Genomic DNA, 18,511 nt, shown 5'->3' with positions numbered 1-18,511 from the left:
CCAGATTATTACCTCAGTGCAGTTTAGCCTTTTAACTTAATTTTATCAATCCCTTCTGTATGGTAGTAACTGAAGACTTAACCGAAGTCCAGTGGCAAATTGCCCACGCGATCGCGCAAACTCTGGTTCAAGCAGATACAGACGCCAATGAACTGGGAAAAGCGATCGCCTATCTTCGCAATTACGCCAACCAAGACGGAACAAAATTGTTTGATTATCTCAAAACATTGGTCAGAAATGGCAGACAAATTGGACATAGTAAGCGAACGTCTAACTATTACCAAGCGATTGACAATGCTTGTAACCAATACCTAAAAGCCTATCAAGATAATCCCCCAGTCATGTTACATATTTTAGGCTGGTCTTATCGGCTAATGCGCTATTACCAAAACGCTGAACCTGTTGGCGAAATTAGCGCCCCCGTTGTTGAGTCAGCGCGTCAAGCTGAAATTGCTGAGGTGGTTAGCACTCATGATTTTAAAGTGGGTCAAGTCTTGGACGCGACGGTTACAGCTATTAAAGGAAATAAAGTAACATATACGATTCTGGAAACGATTAAATTAACGGAAAAAGAGCCAAAAAAGGCGAAATTGCTCTCTGAAGGGCAAATGGTCAAAGTTGAGGTTGTGTCTCTCAAGGAAGATGGAAGTCTCAAAAAGGTGAAATGCGTTGGGTAAAAGAACTTTTGTGGTGGTCATTGAGATTGCTCTGAGATTAAGATAGAAGGTAAGCTCATGGTCAAAACGTGAGTTGGTAAAAATTGATACATATTCGGGAGTAAAGATGTCTGAATAAGCACTCAAAATCGACTCAACTGTTGCAAGCAACTTCTAGCTGGCGTATTTAACAATAGGTAACGAACAATGCAAAAAGACTCGAAGTCATTGGTGGCTGACCCTGTAGCAGGTTTAGCCAAATTAGATTTATCTGCACAGCCATCACCGGATGGTCATGACTTTACGCTCCAAGATGACGTACCGGACAACAATCTACACCCGTTGGTTTTGACGGATAAGTTCAAAGAAAACCTGAAACACTCGAAGCAGACGCAAAACCCCGCAAATTTCCAACCTAAAAAATCCTTTTGTTCTTGGAAGCATTTGCGGAAACTTCAGATACTGGTGGCAATTTTCTCAGCGCTCATCGTTGGCGCTAATAACCTTGTCCAACTTTGGCAAAACTTGGATATGAGTAACCGCCCTGACTTGTTTTTCAACAATCTTGATGGGGAGCAAGTTAAGCCCGAGTCTGGTAAAGAGAACTAGACATATCTGGATGATACAGCACTTCGCGCTGCTATGAGGTACAGTAACAACAATGAGCTTTCCCAATTTCTTATAGCAATTTCCCGTCTAATGCGGTACATCGATAAGGGCGCAAGCCTTGCGCCCCTACATTCCGGTGTACCTCACGCGGTTGCCAACCGCTGTATCAGGGTAATCATCCTCCCTCACCGGGGAGAATTACTAATGTGCTACCACTCTCCCCGAATTCATACTGCTTTTTTGAGTTGATAAGCTGTTCGGCATTTAAACCTTAATGCCAACAAGGGCAAAATCCTTGGAGTGCGAGCATCTTGCTCGCTACTAATACCCAATTTAAATGCATGACAGCTTACCAACTTGACTTTTCGACCCAGTACAGTTATCTTTGATTTGGCTAGAGGAGTTAAGCTTCCGCAAGCGGTAATCGCTTGATAAACTTACCCCGCAAGGGGATGGAAACACGCCTCTAGAAGTTGACTCAACTGTTGAGTCGTCTTTCACCTCTTCCCCGCAAGGGGACGTTTGACCATTCTATCCGTCTAATTGTTAGTGGGTTACGGCGTAAATATTACATTAAAGGGTGACTTTCTTCATGGAATACCCGCCTAACCCACGATGGCGGACTGACACACCTTAATTGGTGGATTAGAATTGTAGGGGCGCATGGCGTGCGCCCCTTTTCACCGCAAAATCTATCCCACAATTTTAGCTGTGTCACGCCACGACTGGCTTTGTAGCAACATTAGAAAAGTGAAGATAAGCGAATTTACGGATCAATTGCGTCGTCGGGATGTAGATGTTCTCACGGCAATTGAAGACAATTCAGCCGAGTTAGCTGATGATGCACTTCTAGAACGTGCTGGTTCGCTGGGTCGAGTTTTGTTTACTCAAGATATTCGCTTTAAAGCCTTGGCTGAGGATTGGCAACGTCAAGAACGGCGTTTTGCTGGGTTGATATTTGGACATCAGTTAGGAGGTACGATTGGGCAGTTTGTGAAAGATTTAGAACTGATTGCTCTGGCGTCAGACTCTGGGGAATGGCTTAATGTTGTTGAGTATCTACCTTTTTAGTTGTGAGCAGTAGGGGGGTTTGACAAACAATCTTTAATGAAAGTCCGACTACTTCATAAATCTTCCATTTCCTGATAGAGTTCCTCCAAATCCTGCTGTTGAGTCCGCCGCGATCGCCGCCGATATTTCTTGGTTTTTAACTTGGGTTCGTACTGGGTTTGTCCCTTTCCTTTAGCTTTCGCCTTGAGAGTGGACTCGGGATCAGCTTGTTGGTTTAAGCGTTCCTGACGCGCGATCGCTTCCTCTAAGAACCCCAGATAATGATCATAACGTTCCCAGTCTCCCCGGACTGCACAGTTGGGTTCATCCCGATGTAAGCAATCACTAAACTGACAACTGGCTACCGCTAACCGTTGTCTGGCTTCGGGGAAATAATGGATTAAATCGGCTGGCGTGCAATCCAAGTCCGGCTGATTAAATCCCGGCGTATCTGCTAATAAACCCCCTTGGGGTAATTCAAACAATTCCACATGGCGGGTGGTGTGGCGTCCCCGTCCTAATTTTCCGGTGACTTCTCCCACGCGCAGGTTGGCTTCGGGGGCGAGTTGGTTAATTAAGCTAGATTTCCCCACGCCAGACAATCCCGCCAAGACAGTAATGTTCTGATTTAAGCGATCGCTCAGTTCGGCTAAACCGATATTATTGTAAACGCTGATAAATAGGGGTTGGTATCCCCAGGCGTTCAAGCGCTGCTGCCACTGCTGTTGTTCTTCTGGGGTGACTAAATCACTTTTGTTGAGACACAAACATACCTGGAAACCTGTCGATTCTGCCTTGACTAAAAAGCGACTCAGTTGATACGCATCCAGGGTAGGTTCTGCTAAAGCAAACACCAACAGAATTTGTTCAGCATTAGCTACAGGAGGACGATCCAGTTGGGTTTTCCGGGGGAGAACTTCGGCGATCGCCCCTCGATTCCCTGTCCAGTCGGGTTCCTCAATGACCACGCGATCGCCCACCATCACCCGTTGACCTATTTTTTTCAATCGGGAACGACGGGTACACAGTAAAGTGTTGAGTGTTGAGTGTTGAGTGTTGACCCAAAGCTAGGTTGATCGGGAACCTGATTTGTAGGGGCGGGTTTAGGGATTTGCTGCTGGTTATGGATTGTATCGTTTGTACAAAACCCGCCCTGGCTGAGTTTTGACTCTAATCGAACCTGATAGAAATTCGCCTGAACTGCCAGAACTGTCCCCAATAAGGGGTCAGATAACTCAGACGGTGGGATATGGACTCCCTCACTCATGCAGAGGCTTGCGGACGCCGCACTCTTAGGGCAAAGTAGTCTGTGTGGTCTTTGAGTGCCTCAATTGGATACCCTGCCATCGCCAGACTGTCGGGAACCTGTTCAATCGGTTCCCCCGGATCAAGCCACACTTCTAGTAAAGATCCGGGCGTCATTTGTTCTAGCCGTAGCTTCGTCCGCACAAAGTTAATCGGACAAGGGGTACCTCGTAAATCCAGTTGAGCATCGGGTGTCTGATTAATTGTCGATACCGTTGGCTTACTCATCCGCGAAACAGTCCTCCCAAAAAGCCTTCTATACCCCCTTGACCCGTGCGATCGCCTTTAATTCTTGCCAGCTTCTCCAGCAACTCCCGTTCCTCGGCTGTGATGCGGGTGGGTATGTCGATTTGAATCGTAATCAAATGATCGCCCCGACTCACCGGATTCCCTAATTTTGGCACGCCATGATTTTCCAACGTTAACACCGTATTCGGCTGGGTGCCTGGGGGAATCTTCAACTCCACTGGACCATCAACGGTATTCACCTGGAGGCGACAGCCTAAAATCGCTTGTAAGTAGCTAATTTTCAGATCCGACAGAATATTAATTCCATCCCGCTGAAATTCAGCATCTTCCTCAACAAAGAGGTAAACATATAAATCCCCTGGAGGACCCCCCCGTAATCCAGCATCTCCTTCCTTAGACACCCGGAGCCTTGTCCCATTATCCACACCGGGGGGAATCGTAATTTTCAGCTTCTTGGTTTCTTGTTGGCGACCGGCTCCCCCGCAGGTTTCACATTTATCCTCAACCACCTGTCCTTCGCCGTTACAGGTTGGACAGACGGACACTTGCGTGAAACTGCCAAAGGGGGTACGAGTGGCGCGACGCACTTGTCCTGAGCCGCTACAAGTCGAACAGGTACGCGGTCGAGTTCCCGGTTTAGCCCCCGTACCGTTACAGGTATTACAGTTTTCTAGGTGAGGAATGCGAATTTCCTTTTCCCCACCGAATACAGCTTCCCGAAATTCTAATTTCAAGTCGAGGCGCAGGTCATCCCCTCGCGTCGGTCCACCCCGCCGACGTGCCGTTTGCTGACCCATACCTCCAGCAAAACCGCTGAAGAAGCTTTCAAAAATATCAGCAAAACCCATATCCCCGAAATCGGCATAGCCGGCTCCAGCACCAGCACCGGAGGATACACCCGCCTCACCAAAGCGGTCGTATCGTGCCTTCATTTCGGGTTCGGACAGGATTTCGTAAGCTCGATTAATTTCTTTAAATCGCTCTTCCGCTCCTTGTTCCTTGTTTACGTCGGGATGGTACTTTCGGGCAAGGCGACGGTAAGCCCGCTTTATTTCTTCTTTGTCAGCGTCGCGAGAGACGCCGAGAGTCTCATAGTAGTCAGGCATAGAGCAATGCGGGAGGGTTGGATTACGTTACGGAGGTGGGTTAATTGCGATAGTTTGTACAGAGAATTGGTTTTATCGCCACCGATGGCTGATATCCAGATCACCTGCACGTCTATCTATTTTGGATAAAAAACCAGCGAATTGCTACTTACATCTAGGTATTACCTTAATCAACTGTTTCATAGTCAGTATTATTTACCGTTTCATCATCAAAGTTAAGAATTAACTCTTCTTCTTCGGGTTCCGATTCAGAGGGTTCGCTAACCTCTACGGGTGAGGCAAGTTCCTCCTCGCTTTCGCTAATTTCATCGGGTTCCAAATCGGGCGCACTCTCTTGGTAGACGGCTGCACCAATGGTAAACAGGGTTTGTTGGAATGATTCCAGTTGCTGTTTAACCTCCTCCACTGCCATTGAGGGATCTTTGAGCGCCGCTTGTAGCTGTTGCTTTTTCTTCTCTCCCTGCGCCTTCAAGTCCTCGCGTACCAACTCGGCGTTATCTTTTAGGGTTGATTCGTAACTGTAGAAGAGGCTTTCGGCTTGATTTTTCAGTTCCACCAGTTGCATCCGACGGCGGTCTTCTTCGGCGAATTGCTCGGCTTCTTGGCGCATCCGTTCCACTTCGCTACTATTCAATCCACCAGTGTTGGTAATCCGGATGCTTTGCTCTCGTCCTGTGCCTTTATCCGCCGCTGAGACGTTAAGAATTCCATTAACATCAATATCAAAGGATACCTCAATTTGAGGCACACCCCTGGGAGCCGGCGGAATGCCTGTCAGTAGAAACTTACCCAGGCTCTTGTTATCACGAGCCATCGCCCGTTCACCCTGGAGGACATGAATTTCCACAGAGGTTTGTCCGTCCGTCGCTGTGGAAAAGATTTGCGATTTACTGGTGGGGATCGTGGTGTTACGCTCGATAATTTTGGTGAACACTTCGCCTAAGGTTTCAATCCCCAGTGACAATGGAGTTACGTCGAGCAGCAACAAGTCTTCAACTTCACCACCCAAGACGCCCCCTTGAATGGCTGCGCCTAGGGCAACCGCTTCATCGGGGTTGACCGATTTATCGGGCTGGCGACCGCCGAAAAACTTACTAATTGCTTTCTGGACGGCGGGGATGCGAGTCGAACCCCCAACCAGCAGAATCCGGTCAATATCATCGGGCTTGAGTTCGCAATCTTTGAGCGCCTGTTTGACGGGTTCAACTGTGCCTTTGATCAAGTCGCTTGCCAGTTCTTCAAACTTCGCTCGCGACAATTCCATTTCTAGATGTTTAGGACCTGTTTCATCTGCGGTAATAAACGGCAGATTGATCGAGGTGTTTAACATGCTAGAGAGTTCAATTTTGGCTTTTTCGGCGGCTTCTCGTAAGCGCTGGAGCGCCATTTTATCCGACCCGATATCGATGCCTTCTTGCTCTTTGAACTCTTCGATCATCCAGCGCACGATCACGTTATCGAAGTCATCGCCGCCTAAATGGTTGTTGCCTGAGGTAGCTTTGACTTCAAATACGCCATCACCCAGTTGCATCACCGAGACATCAAATGTACCGCCGCCTAAGTCAAAGACAAGAACTTGGTGTTCTTCCTCTTGCTTGTCCAGCCCATAGGCCAATGCTGCGGCAGTGGGTTCGTTGATAATCCGCAGCACTTCTAAACCCGCAATGGTTCCAGAGTCTTTGGTTGCTTGTCGTTGAGCATCCGTAAAATAGGCAGGCACTGTGATTACCGCTTGTTCTACGGGTTCACCAAGAAAGTTTTCGGCATCCGCTTTCAGCTTTTGCAGGATCATGGCAGAGATTTCCTGCGGTGTATATTGATGAGAGCGGATCTGGACATCAACCGTATCGTCGCGACCCTTAACACAGTTATAGGGAACTCGCGATCGCTCCTCTACTGTGTCCTCCCATCGACGACCAATAAACCGTTTAATACTATGGACAGTATTTTCAGCATTGGGAACGGCCTGACGCTTCGCTAGTTGACCAACCAAGCGCTCATTCGATTTACCAAATCCCACAATACTCGGTGTGGTTCGTCCGCCTTCCGTACTGGAAATGACGAGGGGCTGACCGCCTTCGAGGACAGCCACGCAACTATTTGTTGTGCCCAGGTCGATGCCAATGACTTTTCCCATAGCGCTTCGGCCTATCTGATCGGTAAGGTTTTCTTTTTAAGGTGGTAATCTGTGCCTACAGACTTCACCTATCGTTCGCTCAACCGTGGTTTAGGGTTGATTTTTCTAGGCAGACACCTGTAGGGGAGTATCCCCGTGCCGCTTAACTTTCTGGTTCTGTCGAGGTTTCTTCCTCTGAGGTTACCACGGGCTCTGGAGCCGCAGCAACTTTAACCATGGCATGGCGCAATACGCGATCGCCCAAGAAATAGCCCCGCATAAGCTGTTCGATCACAATTCCTTCCTCATATTCCTCACTCGGCTGTCGCATCACCGCTTCGTGGAAATTGGGATCAAACTCCGTTCCTTCCGGACGCATCGGCGAAACTCCTAGGCGTTTGAAGCATTCCACCAGTTGCTTGTAAATGCCCTGATAACTCTTATGCACCGCCATCTCCCCATCATTTTGAGGTTTGATTTGCGATCGCGCCCGCTCAAAGTTATCGACCACGGATAATAACTCGCCGAGAGTATTACGCTTAACTTGATGTTCTAAATCTTCTTTTTCTTTAGCCGTCCGCTTGCGGAAGTTATCAAAATCCGCTGCCATCCGCATGGATTGGGTTTTAAAGGCTTCAAATTGCTGATTAACTTCCTCCATTTGGGTTTTGAGGAGTTCATTTTCCTGCTTTAAGGTTTCGATCACCGCGACATCCTCTTGCTGACCGGGCAATCCGGCGGATGTCGATTCAGCAGACTCACTCTCCACACCTTGCGCTGTCGAAGTTTCTGCCGCTTCGGTTGTCACTTCAGCGGTTGCCGCTTCTGCCGTTGATGGTGATTCAACATCGGGTTGTGTGCCAACCTCCTCCTCAGAAGTTGCCTCATTTAAATCGGGGTTATCTGAATTCACGGCCTTCTGCTCATCTGTTTGTTGCAACGTAGTATTTGGTTGTTTGTCTTCGTCACTCATAATTCACTCGTACTAAAAACTCAATCAATCTCCTGCTCCTTCAAGGGATGGCAACATTTACCTTGCCCAGATTAACGGCAAGATTTTGGGTAGGCTAAAGTCCCAGGCATCAAGTCCGGATTGCTACCTCCTCAAATCCTAGTACATACTGGGGAAAATTGTCTGTTGTTAATGTGTCTATTGATTCAATCACAGCTAAACAGGAGTTCTCGCCGTAGAGACATAGCCTGTTACGTTGAGGATTTTGGGGCGGAGGCACTCTAGGAGTCCGAGGAAACGGTTAAGATAAAACTTGAGGCGGTATCCCCATCTATAATAAGGGATAGAGTATTCTATCAGGGTATAGAGGACTAATTTTCATGAACCCTAACCTACTTCGTTGAGGTTAGGGATTGGCAGAGGGAACTTGCCAGGAAGTCATGAATAGGGCATGAGTTGGTAGGGGATAATCACTTCCGAACGTTTCTCTAGTTCGGACTCTATGTAGGTCTAGGAATCTCTAGGCACCCTCTAATTCCAGGACACACCCCTATCAATGCCTTAAGAGACGTAAACATTTACACGAGTGGATTATATCTATGAATCGTGTTCCAGTAGTCAGTAAAGAAGGAAAACCTTTAATGCCCACCAAACCATCCAGGGCTAGACGGTGGGTGAATGTTGGTAGAGCAGTGGGAAAATGGTCAGACCTAGGAGTCTATTACGTCCAACTCACCCGATCATCATCGGCTGAGGAAGTGCAGCCCATTACCGTTGGAGTCGATCCGGGCAAGTCTTACTCCGGTGTCGGTGTTCAGTCGGCTAAATGCACTCTGCTACAACTACACCTTATCCTCCCGTTTGGACGGGTCAAGAAACGGATGGAAACCCGTGCCATGTTACGACGGGGACGGCGGGGACGAAGAATCAATCGGAATGTCCCGTTCAAACAGCGTAACCATCGGCAATGCAAGTTCGATAACCGCAAACAGTGTAAACTTCCCCCATCCATTAAAGCCTCACGGCAACTGGAGTTGCGGACAGTTATGGAATTAGCGGCTATCTTCCCGGTGACGGCGATTGGTTATGAGCGGGTCAAGGCTGATGTAGATCAAACCCAACGCAAACGTGCCAAATCGGGCAAGGGCTTCTCCCCAGTGATGACAGGTCAGAATTGGGCAATATCCCAAATGGAAACAATCGCCCCCGTCTATGTCCGCGAAGGTTGGCAAAAGGATGGGAACGGTACATCCCAACTCCGAACCCAGCTAGGGTTAGAGAAGGATAAGGTTAACAAGTCCATAGCCAAACCAGAAACTCACGCGGTTGATGGGGTGACGTTGGCTTGCGGGTATTTCATCAAATATGTCCCGTTTACTGGCTCTAACTCCCACGGTTACACCCACAGGGGTAGCGTTAATGTCACTTCCTCTCCGTTTAAAATCATCACCCGCCCTGGTGCAGTGAAGCGGGGAAAAGAGTATGGCTTTTTCCGCCGTCAATTACACTTTGAAGTACCGGATAAGTCAGGGACAAGGAAACGTAAGGGCGGGACAATCACTCCGTTTGGTCTAAGGATCGGTGATTTGGTTAGAGCAGAGAAAGCCGGAAAAATCTACATCGGTTACGTTGGCGGGTTTACCGATACCAAAAAGACCAAAAATATCTCTGTTTGTGACTATACCTGGAAACGGATTGGGCAGTTTGCTCCTAGCAAAGTCGAGTTAATTAAGAGAAATAACGGCTTATGTGTAGCGTAAAAAATTGGATGCCTCCATTCTTCCGGCATCCCGCTATCCCTCCTCGCCCTACGAGAGTTGAGGGCGAGGATTCCCGCGAATATGTTGAATTCAGTCAGAATTCTATCACATTTAGATTATCTGAAGACTTGCATTTCACCCTTGCCAGGATATTGGTAACTCCAGCATGTTGGCATCCAACCTTATTCACGCCTCAACGTGTTTCCCAGCATGGGCACTCTGATCTAAACCCAGTGAGAAGGGAGCCATTCTGAGATCCGTCAAGCCCTTTTATTCAAATTGGCGGCAAGGCAATGGGGTTACCGTTGTCGCTTCCTCCAGTACGACAAACGCTAAAACTTTTAGGAATTCTGTAATCTTTAAGGAGATCGTCTCACCCACTATGACTCAATCCCCATCATCATCAGCAAGACGTGCCCTTGTTGTCAAAAACGATTTTTCGCCCTTTGGAAATAAACTGGTTCAATCAGGTTACGTTGATGACTCTCAAATGCGGCAGGCATTGGCAGAAAGCCGGAAGTCAGGACGACCTCTGACCGATGTCGTTGAATCAATTACTGGGCGTCAGTTACCACCCGACTTAATCCGTCAGTACAAGAAACAGCAACTGTTTGAACTCAAAATACTTTACGGTGTTGAATCCCTTGATCCGGAACTTAGCGAAATATCCGGTCACCAAGTCAAGGAACTGATCGAAAGCCTAATTCCCATTGACATCTGTAGTCGCTATCGTTTGGTGCCGTTATCCAAAAATGATGGTCAACCCCCATCGGTTCTGGTGGCAATGGTTGATCCGGATAATCTCGATGCCCAAGATGATCTCAACCGGATTCTCCGCCCTCAAGGAATTGGACTACGGCGGATGGTGATTACCCAGGAAGATTATCAGTATCTGATTAATCAATATCGGGATCAAAAACTGGCACAAGAGAAGGAACAGGAAGCCGCCAAGCAGACCAACATCAGTCAGGATCTTGATAATTTAACCCTGTCTGATGCACCCGAGGAAACGGAAGAAGACATCTCGAAAGTCGCGGGTGAAGCCGGTGGTGCCCCGGTAATTAACTTGGTGAATAAAATCCTCGCCAAAGCCCTACAAGAAGAAGTTTCTGACATTCACATTGAACCTCAGGAAGAATACTTGCGGGTTCGTTTCCGTAAAGATGGCGTACTGCGGCAAGCCTTCGATCCCTTACCGAAAAAAATCAAAGATGCCGTTGCGGCTCGCTTCAAAATTATGGCAGATTTGGACATCGCTGAACGCCGATTGCCCCAAGACGGCAGAATTCGGCGCATGTTCCAAGGGCGTAAGGTTGACTTCCGAGTCAGTACCCTACCCAGCCGCTATGGTGAAAAGATTGTGCTGCGGATTTTAGATAACTCCAGCACTCAGCTAGGTTTGGACATTCTGATCACTGACCCAGAAAGTTTGGAAATTGTCCGAGACATGGCAGCACGTCCCTTTGGATTGATCTTGGTCACGGGTCCTACGGGTTCGGGTAAATCCACAACCCTCTATTCTATCCTGGCAGAACGCAATGATCCCGGCGTCAATATCAGCACCGCAGAAGACCCGATTGAGTATTCCTTACCCGGTATTACTCAGGTCCAGGTACTGCGGGAAAAAGGCATGGACTTTGCCTCGATTCTCCGCTCATTTCTCCGCCAAGACCCGGATGTGATTCTGGTGGGTGAGACGCGAGATAAGGAAACGGCGAAAACCGCGATTGAAGCGGCGCTCACCGGACACTTAGTCTTGACTACGCTGCATACCAACGACGCCGCCGGTGCTATTCCCCGCCTAGATGAAATGGGCGTCGAACCCTTCATGGTGTCCGGTGCGCTCTTGGGCGTGTTAGCCCAACGTCTGATGCGGCGGGTTTGTACTGAATGCCGCATGCCTTACCAGCCTACGGGTGCTGAACTCGCTCGATTTGGTCTGTCCGCCTCCAGTGAAGGAGAAGTCACGTTCTATAAAGCCAATACCCTACAACCCGATGAAATTGCCGACGCTCGTGCCAAAGGCGCACTCTGTCAAAAATGTAAGGGGATCGGGTACAAAGGACGAGTCGGTGTGTATGAAGTCATGCGGAACACCGAACGACTGCAACTCCTAATCAATGAAGGAGCGCCGACCGAACGGATCAAAGAAGCGGCAGTTGAAGAAGGGATGAAAACCCTATTATCCTACAGTTTAAATCTGGTGCAGGAAGGTCATACCACGTTGGAAGAAGTCGAACGGGTAACGTTTACTGATTCCGGTCTGGAGGCAGAACTGAAAGCCAAACGCAAACAATCCCTCTCCTGTAGCACTTGCGGCGCTGGGTTAGAACCGGAGTGGTTAGACTGTCCCTACTGTATGACCCCGCGTTTCCGTGACTAACTGCTGCGGCTATTGATGAATTGTTTTTGGCTTCCCCCCAACAACAATTGATTAATCAACAAACACTGACAACCAACAACTGATTCGTATTGGGAGACAACGCCATGCCAATGGACTTAATGATTGAAGACTTGATGGAGCAGCTCATTGAAATGGGTGGCTCCGATATGCATATTCAAGCCGGGGCACCGGTCTATTTCCGCATTAGTGGCAAACTCCAACCCTTTGGGGAAGACCCCCTGAATCCCCAAGAATGTCAGAAGCTGATCTTCAGTATGCTCAATAATAGCCAGCGCAAGGAATTGGAGCAGAACTGGGAATTGGATTGCTCTTATGGGGTGAAGGGATTGGCTCGTTTCCGGGTCAATGTTTATAAGGAGCGCGGCTACTACGCGGCTTGCTTGCGAGCATTGTCCTCCAAGATTCCTAACTTTGATATGTTAGGTCTACCGGATATTGTCCGGGAAATGAGCGAACGTCCTCGGGGATTAGTGCTGGTCACCGGACCAACGGGTTCTGGAAAGACCACCACCCTGGCGGCAATGATTGATTTGATTAATCGCACCCGACCGGAACATATTCTCACCGTCGAAGACCCGGTGGAATACGTCTTCCCCAACATTAAAAGCTTAGTTCACCAACGTCAAAAAGGTGAAGATACCAAAAGCTTTGCCAATGCGCTCAAAGCCGCCTTACGGGAAGATCCGGATGTGATTCTGGTCGGCGAGATGCGGGACTTGGAAACCATTTCACTGGCAATTTCAGCCGCAGAAACCGGTCACTTGGTCATGGGCACCTTGCACACCAGTTCCGCCTCTCAAACAGTGAACCGGATGCTGGACGTGTTCCCCCCCGAACAACAACCTCAAGTCCAAGCTCAACTCTCCAACTCTTTAGTCGCCGTCTTCAGTCAAACCTTGGTGCCCAAGAAAAACCCGAAACCCGGGGAATTTGGTCGGGCAATGGCACAGGAAATTATGATTGTCACCCCCGCCATCTCTAACCTGATTCGTGAAGGAAAAGTGTCCCAAATGTATTCCGCTATCCAAACCGGGATGAAAATGGGCATGATCACCATGGAACAGACATTGGCTAATTTAGTCAAACAGGGAACAATTTCCTTTGAGGCAGCTATCTCCAAGAGTTCTAAGCCCGACGAGTTACAGCGTATTCTCGGCGGTGCCGCTGGAATGGCAGGTGCTGGTGCCAAAGGCGGTAAAGTTGGTGCCAAGACTCGTTAAGTTATCCGGGTTAGTTCTGTCGTGAAAAAAAGTAAAAACCATCACGGGATAACTAACCCTTCCCTTCCATCCTTTTTTCATTCAGACGCAAGCCATGCCTACCTTCATCGCTGAGGTTCGGGATTCCAAAGGAAACGCCAAAAAAGAGAAAGTTCAAGCTCTCTCGACGGATCAAGCCCGTGCCCACTTGCAAAATCAATATTCCAGTGTCGGTAGTATTCAGAAAGCATTTAGCCTGGAAGACCTGAATTTAGAGGCACTCCAGGAAATGATGACGAGCGTCACCGTCAAAGACCGAGCCGTTTTTTCCCGGCAATTTGCGGTGATGGTTAATGCTGGGGTCGCTATCGTGCGCTGTCTGGGTATCCTATCTGACCAATGTGACAATCCCAAGCTGAAAAAATCGCTAACGACCATCAGTAGTGAGGTGCAGCAGGGAACCAGTCTCTCGGATGCTATGAGTGAACATCCCGCCTGCTTCGACCAACTCTATGTCAGTATGGTGCAAGCGGGGGAGGTTGGGGGTGTCCTAGATGAAGTTCTCAACCGATTAGCCAAGCTGCTAGAAGATATGGCGCGGCTGCAAAACCAGATTAAGTCGGCAATGACGTATCCTCTGGTGGTGGGTGGCTTTGCTGTGTTGGTGTTTTTGGGAATGACCATGTTCCTGATTCCCATCTTTGCCGGGATTTTCCAAGAAATCGGTGGCGAGTTACCCGCCTTGACTGCCTTTATGCTTTGGTTGAGTGGTTTTCTCAGAAGCTGGAAAATTCTGATTCCGATTGTGGTGATTATCGTGACCACGGTTGTCGTTAAGCAGTACTACAAAACCCCAGCGGGTCGTCTGCAAATTGATGGACTCCTGTTGAAACTGCCTCTGTTTGGGGAACTGAATGAAAAATCATCCGTTGCCCGATTTTGCCGCGTTTTCGGTACGTTGACTCGTTCGGGGGTACCCATTCTCAATGCCTTAGATATTGTTCGGGATACAGCCGGGAACCAGGTGATTGCCAATGCCGTGGAAGCTGCCAAATACGAGATTCAGCAAGGGGGTTTGATCAGCGTTGCCCTGCAAAACGAGCAAGTTTTTCCAGGTCTAGCGATTCAGATGATTAGTGTGGGTGAAGAAACCGGGGAATTGGATTCAATGCTGATGAAGGTTGCCGATTTCTATGAAGATGAAGTCGAACAAACTGTAAAAGCATTAACCAGTATTTTAGAACCGGTGATGATCATTGTCTTAGGGGGAATGGTTGGTACAATCCTGGTTTCTATGTATCTGCCCATGTTTAAAGTCTTTGAAACATTGGGTTAAATCGGGCAGCATTTGCCGGATAGGGATCGTTGATTCCCATCGTCTGATGGTAGAGGATTTGCCACGTTGATTCAGCCACTCGTATAGCATGGCGGACATCAAGCCACTCTTCACGCATCACTGAAAGCCTGCAAGGTAAGGATTTTAAGCGTAAAGTTCTAGGGAGTGGTACTAACAACCTGAGCAACCTCTACTGATTCTCCACGACTGTTTGTGAATAGTATTTAAACGAATCAACCAGACGTTAGTAAATAGCCACTTATTTAAAAATGCCAGTTAAGCCATCTAATTACGAAACCAGTTTAGCCGAATATAGCCACCATCAGGGGGCATTAGCGCTACTGAAGCAATATCGACCTTACTTGGAAATGATTCCGAGTATGCGCCGCCCCTCAGAAAGTGTGATCACGATTCCTTTACCTATTATCCGCTTGCGCCATCTCCAATCCTCAACAGGACATGCTAATCTCAACAGCTTGAATGGAACGGTTGGCTTACCTTGTGATGTTGCCATGTTGATGTGTGATCCGGAATGGAAAATAAAAATGGGGGTGGAAATTCTCATTTTCATTCATCGCCCCCATGAAGATTTTTCGGATTTATTGAGTCGTTGGCGTCAGACGCAAGTGTTGCTTGATAAAGATTATGAATGGTTGATGCCCCCCCGCCATCAACATATTCTCAGCGAAGGCGTTGACCGCATTTATCCGTTATTTGTGATTTTCCCAGACACACCTCAACGAATTCAACGGGGGTTATCGGGTGCTTGTTTACCGTTTGTCATGCAGAGTCCAGATTATGCGATGGAGGAGGAACAATTAGAAAGCTTGTCTACTGAACGTCCACCGGCTTAGGAATGTAGAGACGTAGCATGCTACGTCTCTACATTCGGTCTTCCCCAATCCCCAATCACCATAGACTATCGAACAAACTGTGGCATCACTTCAGCTGATGTCAATAAACCGTAAACACCTCGTTGATGGAATGATATCCCGGCTTTGAGATAGCCAAAGGCAGGACCACAGACGTTAGCCGCCATACTGGTTTCGTCACCGAGGGTAAAGGTGTGGGTTGAAGTTTTGCCCTCAAAGGTGCGTCCGGTTATCTGGACATTGGTACTTAAGGGTTTTTTGGGATTGCGAGTATCAACAACGCCGCCGACGGTGACGCGATCGCGAGAGCATATTCCAGCTAATTCCAACATGATATCATCGGCATGTTCCATATTCTCTAAGGTGAGGATGCCATTGGTTTGATCCAGAAGCGCTTCCACATCGGCATCACTCATCTGACGTGCCTGTTCCACATCGTAGCCGGGAAGGTGGGCAATATCTTCTCGAATGGTGGCACGATAGGCGTCCCAATTGGCAATACCGACACCAAAGGTAATTTTAACGCTGTGTATTTCAGCATAGCTTTGAGCCGCGATCGCTGCCGCCGCCGTTAACAGTCCTGGTGTGGCACCACATCCCGCCATATAGGTGATTCCGGCGGCTTGGAGTTCATCTTTCATGGCGACTAACTGTTCTACCGCACTGGTGCGTTTGAGGGCGTCTACAAGTACCCCCCGCCACCCCGATTGGATAAACTGGCGGGCGACTGATGCCATAAACGTATTCGGCAAATTAGGTAGGGCAAGGAAATAGCCATCCACCGCCGCATTTTCGATTAAATCAGCAATCGTGTTATTGCTGAGAGTGCCTGCGGGTTCGAGATACCCCAGTGACCCTTGATTATGATACATTGCGATCACGCGATCGGGATCTAAACCCGTTGCATTATACGCCCAGCCTTGTTTATCAGCAGCCGCGACCCAAATCATCTCCCGTTTGCCCGCCAGCACTCTAGCCGCCGCTTGTCCTAATCCGCCAAAGCCTAAAATACCGACTCGAATGGGTTTGTTTACCGTAGAATCCATCAAATTCGTCTTATCGGTCTCACTCATAGCGATACACCTTAAATCACACAAACTTCCATTATCTCTCACCACTTCCCCCGCTCCCCCAGCTCCCTCTGCTCCCCCAGCTCCCTCCGCTCCCCCAGTTCCCCCACCTTTCCTGTGCCTCATCCCTATGTATCTTTTTGTTAAGAACGCAATTTAGGCAATCCTGCCGCTTGACTGGGAGAGCAAGATACGCGAAACTTAACAAAAGGTTAGTGTATGATACCAATCAAGTATTAATTTCTGTTAAGGTTTAATTCGCTATTATGCGAATAATAACAAGAGACTGCTCAACTAGCGAGATAGCTTGTCGTGTAGTCTCAGAGGCTGTCGCTTAATTGGTGTTACAGCACAGAACTGGAGGACTGACCCAACCGTTAACAAACTGATGGAAACCTTAGAATTTGTCATTTATCCAGATGGTCGAGTGCAAGAGAAAGTCACGGGTATCGTTGGCGCCTCTTGTGCGGAAGTGACTGCTGCCATTGAAGCTCAGTTGGGGCAAGTCGTCTCAATGGAGCAGACATCGGAATACTTTACCCAACCGACTCAGCAGTCGGCAACAGCAACCGCTCAAGCGACCTATAGCGCTTGGTAAGTTTTTTTGTTCATTTAGCGAATTTAACCAAAATGTCACATTTCAGCAACATCAAAACTCAAATCCGCAATCTGACCTCTTTACAATCGGCGTTAACTGACCTTGGCGTAGATTGGAAAGCCGGTCCGAGTCAAGTGCGTGGGTATCAGGGTCAAACCCGAACCGCCGAAGTTGTTATCGAACAAGAGAATAACTACGATGTTGGTTTTGCCTGGAATGGCAAAGAATACGAGCTAGTTGCTGACCTCCAATACTGGCAACAGCCTTTATCCGTCGAGGGTTTCCTCAACCGCATCACCCAACGGTATGCCTTTCATACCGTAATGAACGAAACTGCCAAGCAAGGGTTTCAAGTTGCCCAACAAGAAAAGAATCAAGACGGTTCTATCCGTTTAGTCGTACAACGCTGGAGTGCGTAATGTCTGATTTTTCCTCAACACCAGAGCGTTCAGGGTTAGAACCGGAACTCGGCGGCGTCTTCCGAGATGCACCAGAGCGTTCAGGGTTAGAACCGGAACTCGGTGGTGAGCTGCGGCAGAAAGGTGTTTATGTCGATGAAATCACCTGTATTGGCTGTAAGCATTGTGCCCATACAGCTCACAATACATTTTACATCGAGCCAGATCATGGGCGAGCGCGTGCCTTTCGCCAAGATGGTGACCCAGAAGATTTAATCCAAGAAGCAATTGATACCTGTCCCGTCAATTGTATTCACTGGGTAGATTACACCGAACTCAAGCAGCTAGAAGAAGACCGACAGTTTCAGGTCATTCCAGTGGCTGGATTTCCGATTGAGTCGGCTGTCGTAGCAACCAAAATGCGGCGCAAGAAAGCGCTTAAACAATATAAGTCAAAGTCAAGCCCAAAACAATAGGGTGTTCATTACAGTTTTTGGTATATAAATCCTCGATGGTTATTTCCATTGAGGTTTTTTGTTATGTTCGTAGGGGCGCACGGCGTGCGCCCATCGGCAATAATTTCAGCGGCTATAGGTCTAAGGCGGGACATTTTGGTTAGGAAGGGGAACAGGGAACAAATTTGTCTTGGCTTGGGTTGGTAGCCTTTTAGCTTATCGTTAGCCCAGGGTATATAACAGGACTTACGTACAAACGCCATTTATGGTATATGGTAGGGGCACGGCATTGCCGTGCCCCAACAGGTAGCGCCTGTGCTAATATAAAGGAGTAATACGTAGTTAACAGGGCGCACGTCGGTGCAGGGCGCACGTC

At 48.3% G+C, this 18,511-nt stretch carries 16 protein-coding genes and 1 pseudogene; 11 read left to right on the top strand and 6 right to left on the bottom strand.

Annotation, left to right across the window (positions count from 1 at the left end; genetic code table 11):
* Window positions 1–59: 59 nt before the first annotated feature.
* From RIE73_RS15655 to RIE73_RS15645, 3 genes are all read left to right on the top strand, one after another.
* A complete protein-coding gene (locus RIE73_RS15655) occupies window positions 60–677 on the top strand; it encodes a hypothetical protein (protein ID WP_446402051.1) in 618 nt (205 codons plus the stop codon).
* A 186-nt stretch (window positions 678–863) separates the two neighbouring features.
* Window positions 864–1,265: a hypothetical protein gene (locus RIE73_RS15650; protein ID WP_446402050.1), complete on the top strand. Its 402-nt coding sequence runs from the start codon at window positions 864–866 to the stop codon at window positions 1,263–1,265.
* Window positions 1,266–2,015: 750 nt separating this feature from the next.
* Window positions 2,016–2,336 (top strand): DUF5615 family PIN-like protein, encoded by a 321-nt coding sequence (locus RIE73_RS15645; RefSeq protein ID WP_446402049.1) that lies wholly within the window; start codon window positions 2,016–2,018, stop codon window positions 2,334–2,336.
* Window positions 2,337–2,389: 53 nt separating this feature from the next.
* Here the strand turns inward: RIE73_RS15645 and rsgA are convergent.
* The 5 genes and pseudogenes from rsgA to grpE all read right to left on the bottom strand — a co-directional run bounded on the left by rsgA (window position 2,390) and on the right by grpE (window position 8,064).
* Window positions 2,390–3,582 (bottom strand): annotated as a pseudogene (rsgA, locus tag RIE73_RS15640) (small ribosomal subunit biogenesis GTPase RsgA).
* On the bottom strand, window positions 3,579–3,848 hold the full coding sequence (locus RIE73_RS15635; RefSeq protein WP_446402048.1) for a sulfurtransferase TusA family protein: 270 nt from the start codon (window positions 3,846–3,848) through the stop codon (window positions 3,579–3,581). The pseudogene rsgA and the gene RIE73_RS15635 overlap by 4 nt, the downstream one beginning before the upstream one ends.
* On the bottom strand, window positions 3,845–4,975 hold the full coding sequence (dnaJ, locus tag RIE73_RS15630; protein WP_446402047.1) for a molecular chaperone DnaJ: 1,131 nt from the start codon (window positions 4,973–4,975) through the stop codon (window positions 3,845–3,847). Before dnaJ ends, RIE73_RS15635 begins: the two co-directional genes overlap by 4 nt.
* 166 nt (window positions 4,976–5,141) lie before the next feature.
* Window positions 5,142–7,112: a molecular chaperone DnaK gene (gene dnaK / locus RIE73_RS15625; RefSeq protein WP_446402046.1), complete on the bottom strand. Its 1,971-nt coding sequence runs from the start codon at window positions 7,110–7,112 to the stop codon at window positions 5,142–5,144.
* 142 nt (window positions 7,113–7,254) lie between these two features.
* A complete protein-coding gene (gene grpE / locus RIE73_RS15620; protein WP_446402045.1) occupies window positions 7,255–8,064 on the bottom strand; it encodes a nucleotide exchange factor GrpE in 810 nt (269 codons plus the stop codon).
* A 578-nt stretch (window positions 8,065–8,642) separates the two neighbouring features.
* On the opposite strand from grpE, the gene RIE73_RS15615 reads away from it, so the two are divergent.
* From RIE73_RS15615 to RIE73_RS15595, 5 genes are all read left to right on the top strand, one after another.
* Window positions 8,643–9,803, top strand: a complete 1,161-nt coding sequence (locus RIE73_RS15615) for an RRXRR domain-containing protein (protein WP_446402044.1) — start codon at window positions 8,643–8,645, stop codon at window positions 9,801–9,803.
* Between the two features lie 382 nt (window positions 9,804–10,185).
* Window positions 10,186–12,186 carry a GspE/PulE family protein gene (locus tag RIE73_RS15610; protein ID WP_446402043.1) on the top strand — a complete coding sequence of 667 codons (2,001 nt, stop codon included), beginning with the start codon at window positions 10,186–10,188 and terminating at the stop codon, window positions 12,184–12,186.
* 110 nt (window positions 12,187–12,296) lie between these two features.
* Window positions 12,297–13,427, top strand: a complete 1,131-nt coding sequence (locus RIE73_RS15605) for a type IV pilus twitching motility protein PilT (protein ID WP_446402065.1) — start codon at window positions 12,297–12,299, stop codon at window positions 13,425–13,427.
* A 94-nt stretch (window positions 13,428–13,521) separates the two neighbouring features.
* Complete coding sequence (locus RIE73_RS15600; RefSeq protein WP_446402042.1) at window positions 13,522–14,742, top strand: type II secretion system F family protein; 1,221 nt, start codon at window positions 13,522–13,524, stop codon at window positions 14,740–14,742.
* 269 nt (window positions 14,743–15,011) lie between these two features.
* A complete protein-coding gene (locus RIE73_RS15595; protein WP_446402041.1) occupies window positions 15,012–15,596 on the top strand; it encodes a hypothetical protein in 585 nt (194 codons plus the stop codon).
* A 65-nt stretch (window positions 15,597–15,661) separates the two neighbouring features.
* Here the strand turns inward: RIE73_RS15595 and bioU are convergent, their stop codons facing one another.
* Window positions 15,662–16,687, bottom strand: a complete 1,026-nt coding sequence (gene bioU, locus RIE73_RS15590; RefSeq protein WP_446402040.1) for a (S)-8-amino-7-oxononanoate synthase BioU — start codon at window positions 16,685–16,687, stop codon at window positions 15,662–15,664.
* A 385-nt stretch (window positions 16,688–17,072) separates the two neighbouring features.
* Here bioU and RIE73_RS15585 point away from each other — a divergent pair, with 385 nt between their 5' ends.
* From RIE73_RS15585 to RIE73_RS15575, 3 genes are read left to right on the top strand one after another with little or no spacing between them, the layout of a single operon-like run.
* On the top strand, window positions 17,073–17,282 hold the full coding sequence (locus RIE73_RS15585; RefSeq protein ID WP_446368251.1) for a DUF2997 domain-containing protein: 210 nt from the start codon (window positions 17,073–17,075) through the stop codon (window positions 17,280–17,282).
* A 32-nt stretch (window positions 17,283–17,314) separates the two neighbouring features.
* Window positions 17,315–17,701 carry a DUF1257 domain-containing protein gene (locus RIE73_RS15580; protein WP_446402039.1) on the top strand — a complete coding sequence of 129 codons (387 nt, stop codon included), beginning with the start codon at window positions 17,315–17,317 and terminating at the stop codon, window positions 17,699–17,701.
* Window positions 17,701–18,156: a ferredoxin gene (locus RIE73_RS15575; protein WP_446402038.1), complete on the top strand. Its 456-nt coding sequence runs from the start codon at window positions 17,701–17,703 to the stop codon at window positions 18,154–18,156. Before RIE73_RS15580 ends, RIE73_RS15575 begins: the two co-directional genes overlap by 1 nt.
* The last annotated feature ends 355 nt before the right edge of the window (window positions 18,157–18,511 follow it).

This window comes from Coleofasciculus sp. C1-SOL-03, from assembly GCF_040220555.1.
Taxonomy (GTDB): Bacteria; Cyanobacteriota; Cyanobacteriia; order Cyanobacteriales; family Coleofasciculaceae; genus Coleofasciculus.
This window is presented reverse-complemented; position numbering and strand designations above follow the sequence as displayed.

Bases quoted from the DNA above. Each gene is read 5' to 3' on its own strand.
- RIE73_RS15635 (WP_446402048.1), bottom strand. From the start codon at position 3,848: ATGAGTAAGCCAACGGTATCGACAATTAATCAGACACCCGATGCTCAA.
- RIE73_RS15610 (WP_446402043.1), top strand. From the start codon at position 10,186: ATGACTCAATCCCCATCATCATCAGCAAGACGTGCCCTTGTTGTCAAA.
- dnaK (WP_446402046.1), bottom strand. From the start codon at position 7,112: ATGGGAAAAGTCATTGGCATCGACCTGGGCACAACAAATAGTTGCGTG.
- RIE73_RS15585 (WP_446368251.1), top strand. From the start codon at position 17,073: ATGGAAACCTTAGAATTTGTCATTTATCCAGATGGTCGAGTGCAAGAG.
- RIE73_RS15615 (WP_446402044.1), top strand. From the start codon at position 8,643: ATGAATCGTGTTCCAGTAGTCAGTAAAGAAGGAAAACCTTTAATGCCC.
- dnaJ (WP_446402047.1), bottom strand. From the start codon at position 4,975: ATGCCTGACTACTATGAGACTCTCGGCGTCTCTCGCGACGCTGACAAA.
- RIE73_RS15605 (WP_446402065.1), top strand. From the start codon at position 12,297: ATGGACTTAATGATTGAAGACTTGATGGAGCAGCTCATTGAAATGGGT.
- bioU (WP_446402040.1), bottom strand. From the start codon at position 16,687: ATGAGTGAGACCGATAAGACGAATTTGATGGATTCTACGGTAAACAAA.
- RIE73_RS15595 (WP_446402041.1), top strand. From the start codon at position 15,012: ATGCCAGTTAAGCCATCTAATTACGAAACCAGTTTAGCCGAATATAGC.
- RIE73_RS15600 (WP_446402042.1), top strand. From the start codon at position 13,522: ATGCCTACCTTCATCGCTGAGGTTCGGGATTCCAAAGGAAACGCCAAA.
- grpE (WP_446402045.1), bottom strand. From the start codon at position 8,064: ATGAGTGACGAAGACAAACAACCAAATACTACGTTGCAACAAACAGAT.
- RIE73_RS15580 (WP_446402039.1), top strand. From the start codon at position 17,315: ATGTCACATTTCAGCAACATCAAAACTCAAATCCGCAATCTGACCTCT.
- RIE73_RS15655 (WP_446402051.1), top strand. From the start codon at position 60: ATGGTAGTAACTGAAGACTTAACCGAAGTCCAGTGGCAAATTGCCCAC.
- RIE73_RS15575 (WP_446402038.1), top strand. From the start codon at position 17,701: ATGTCTGATTTTTCCTCAACACCAGAGCGTTCAGGGTTAGAACCGGAA.
- RIE73_RS15650 (WP_446402050.1), top strand. From the start codon at position 864: ATGCAAAAAGACTCGAAGTCATTGGTGGCTGACCCTGTAGCAGGTTTA.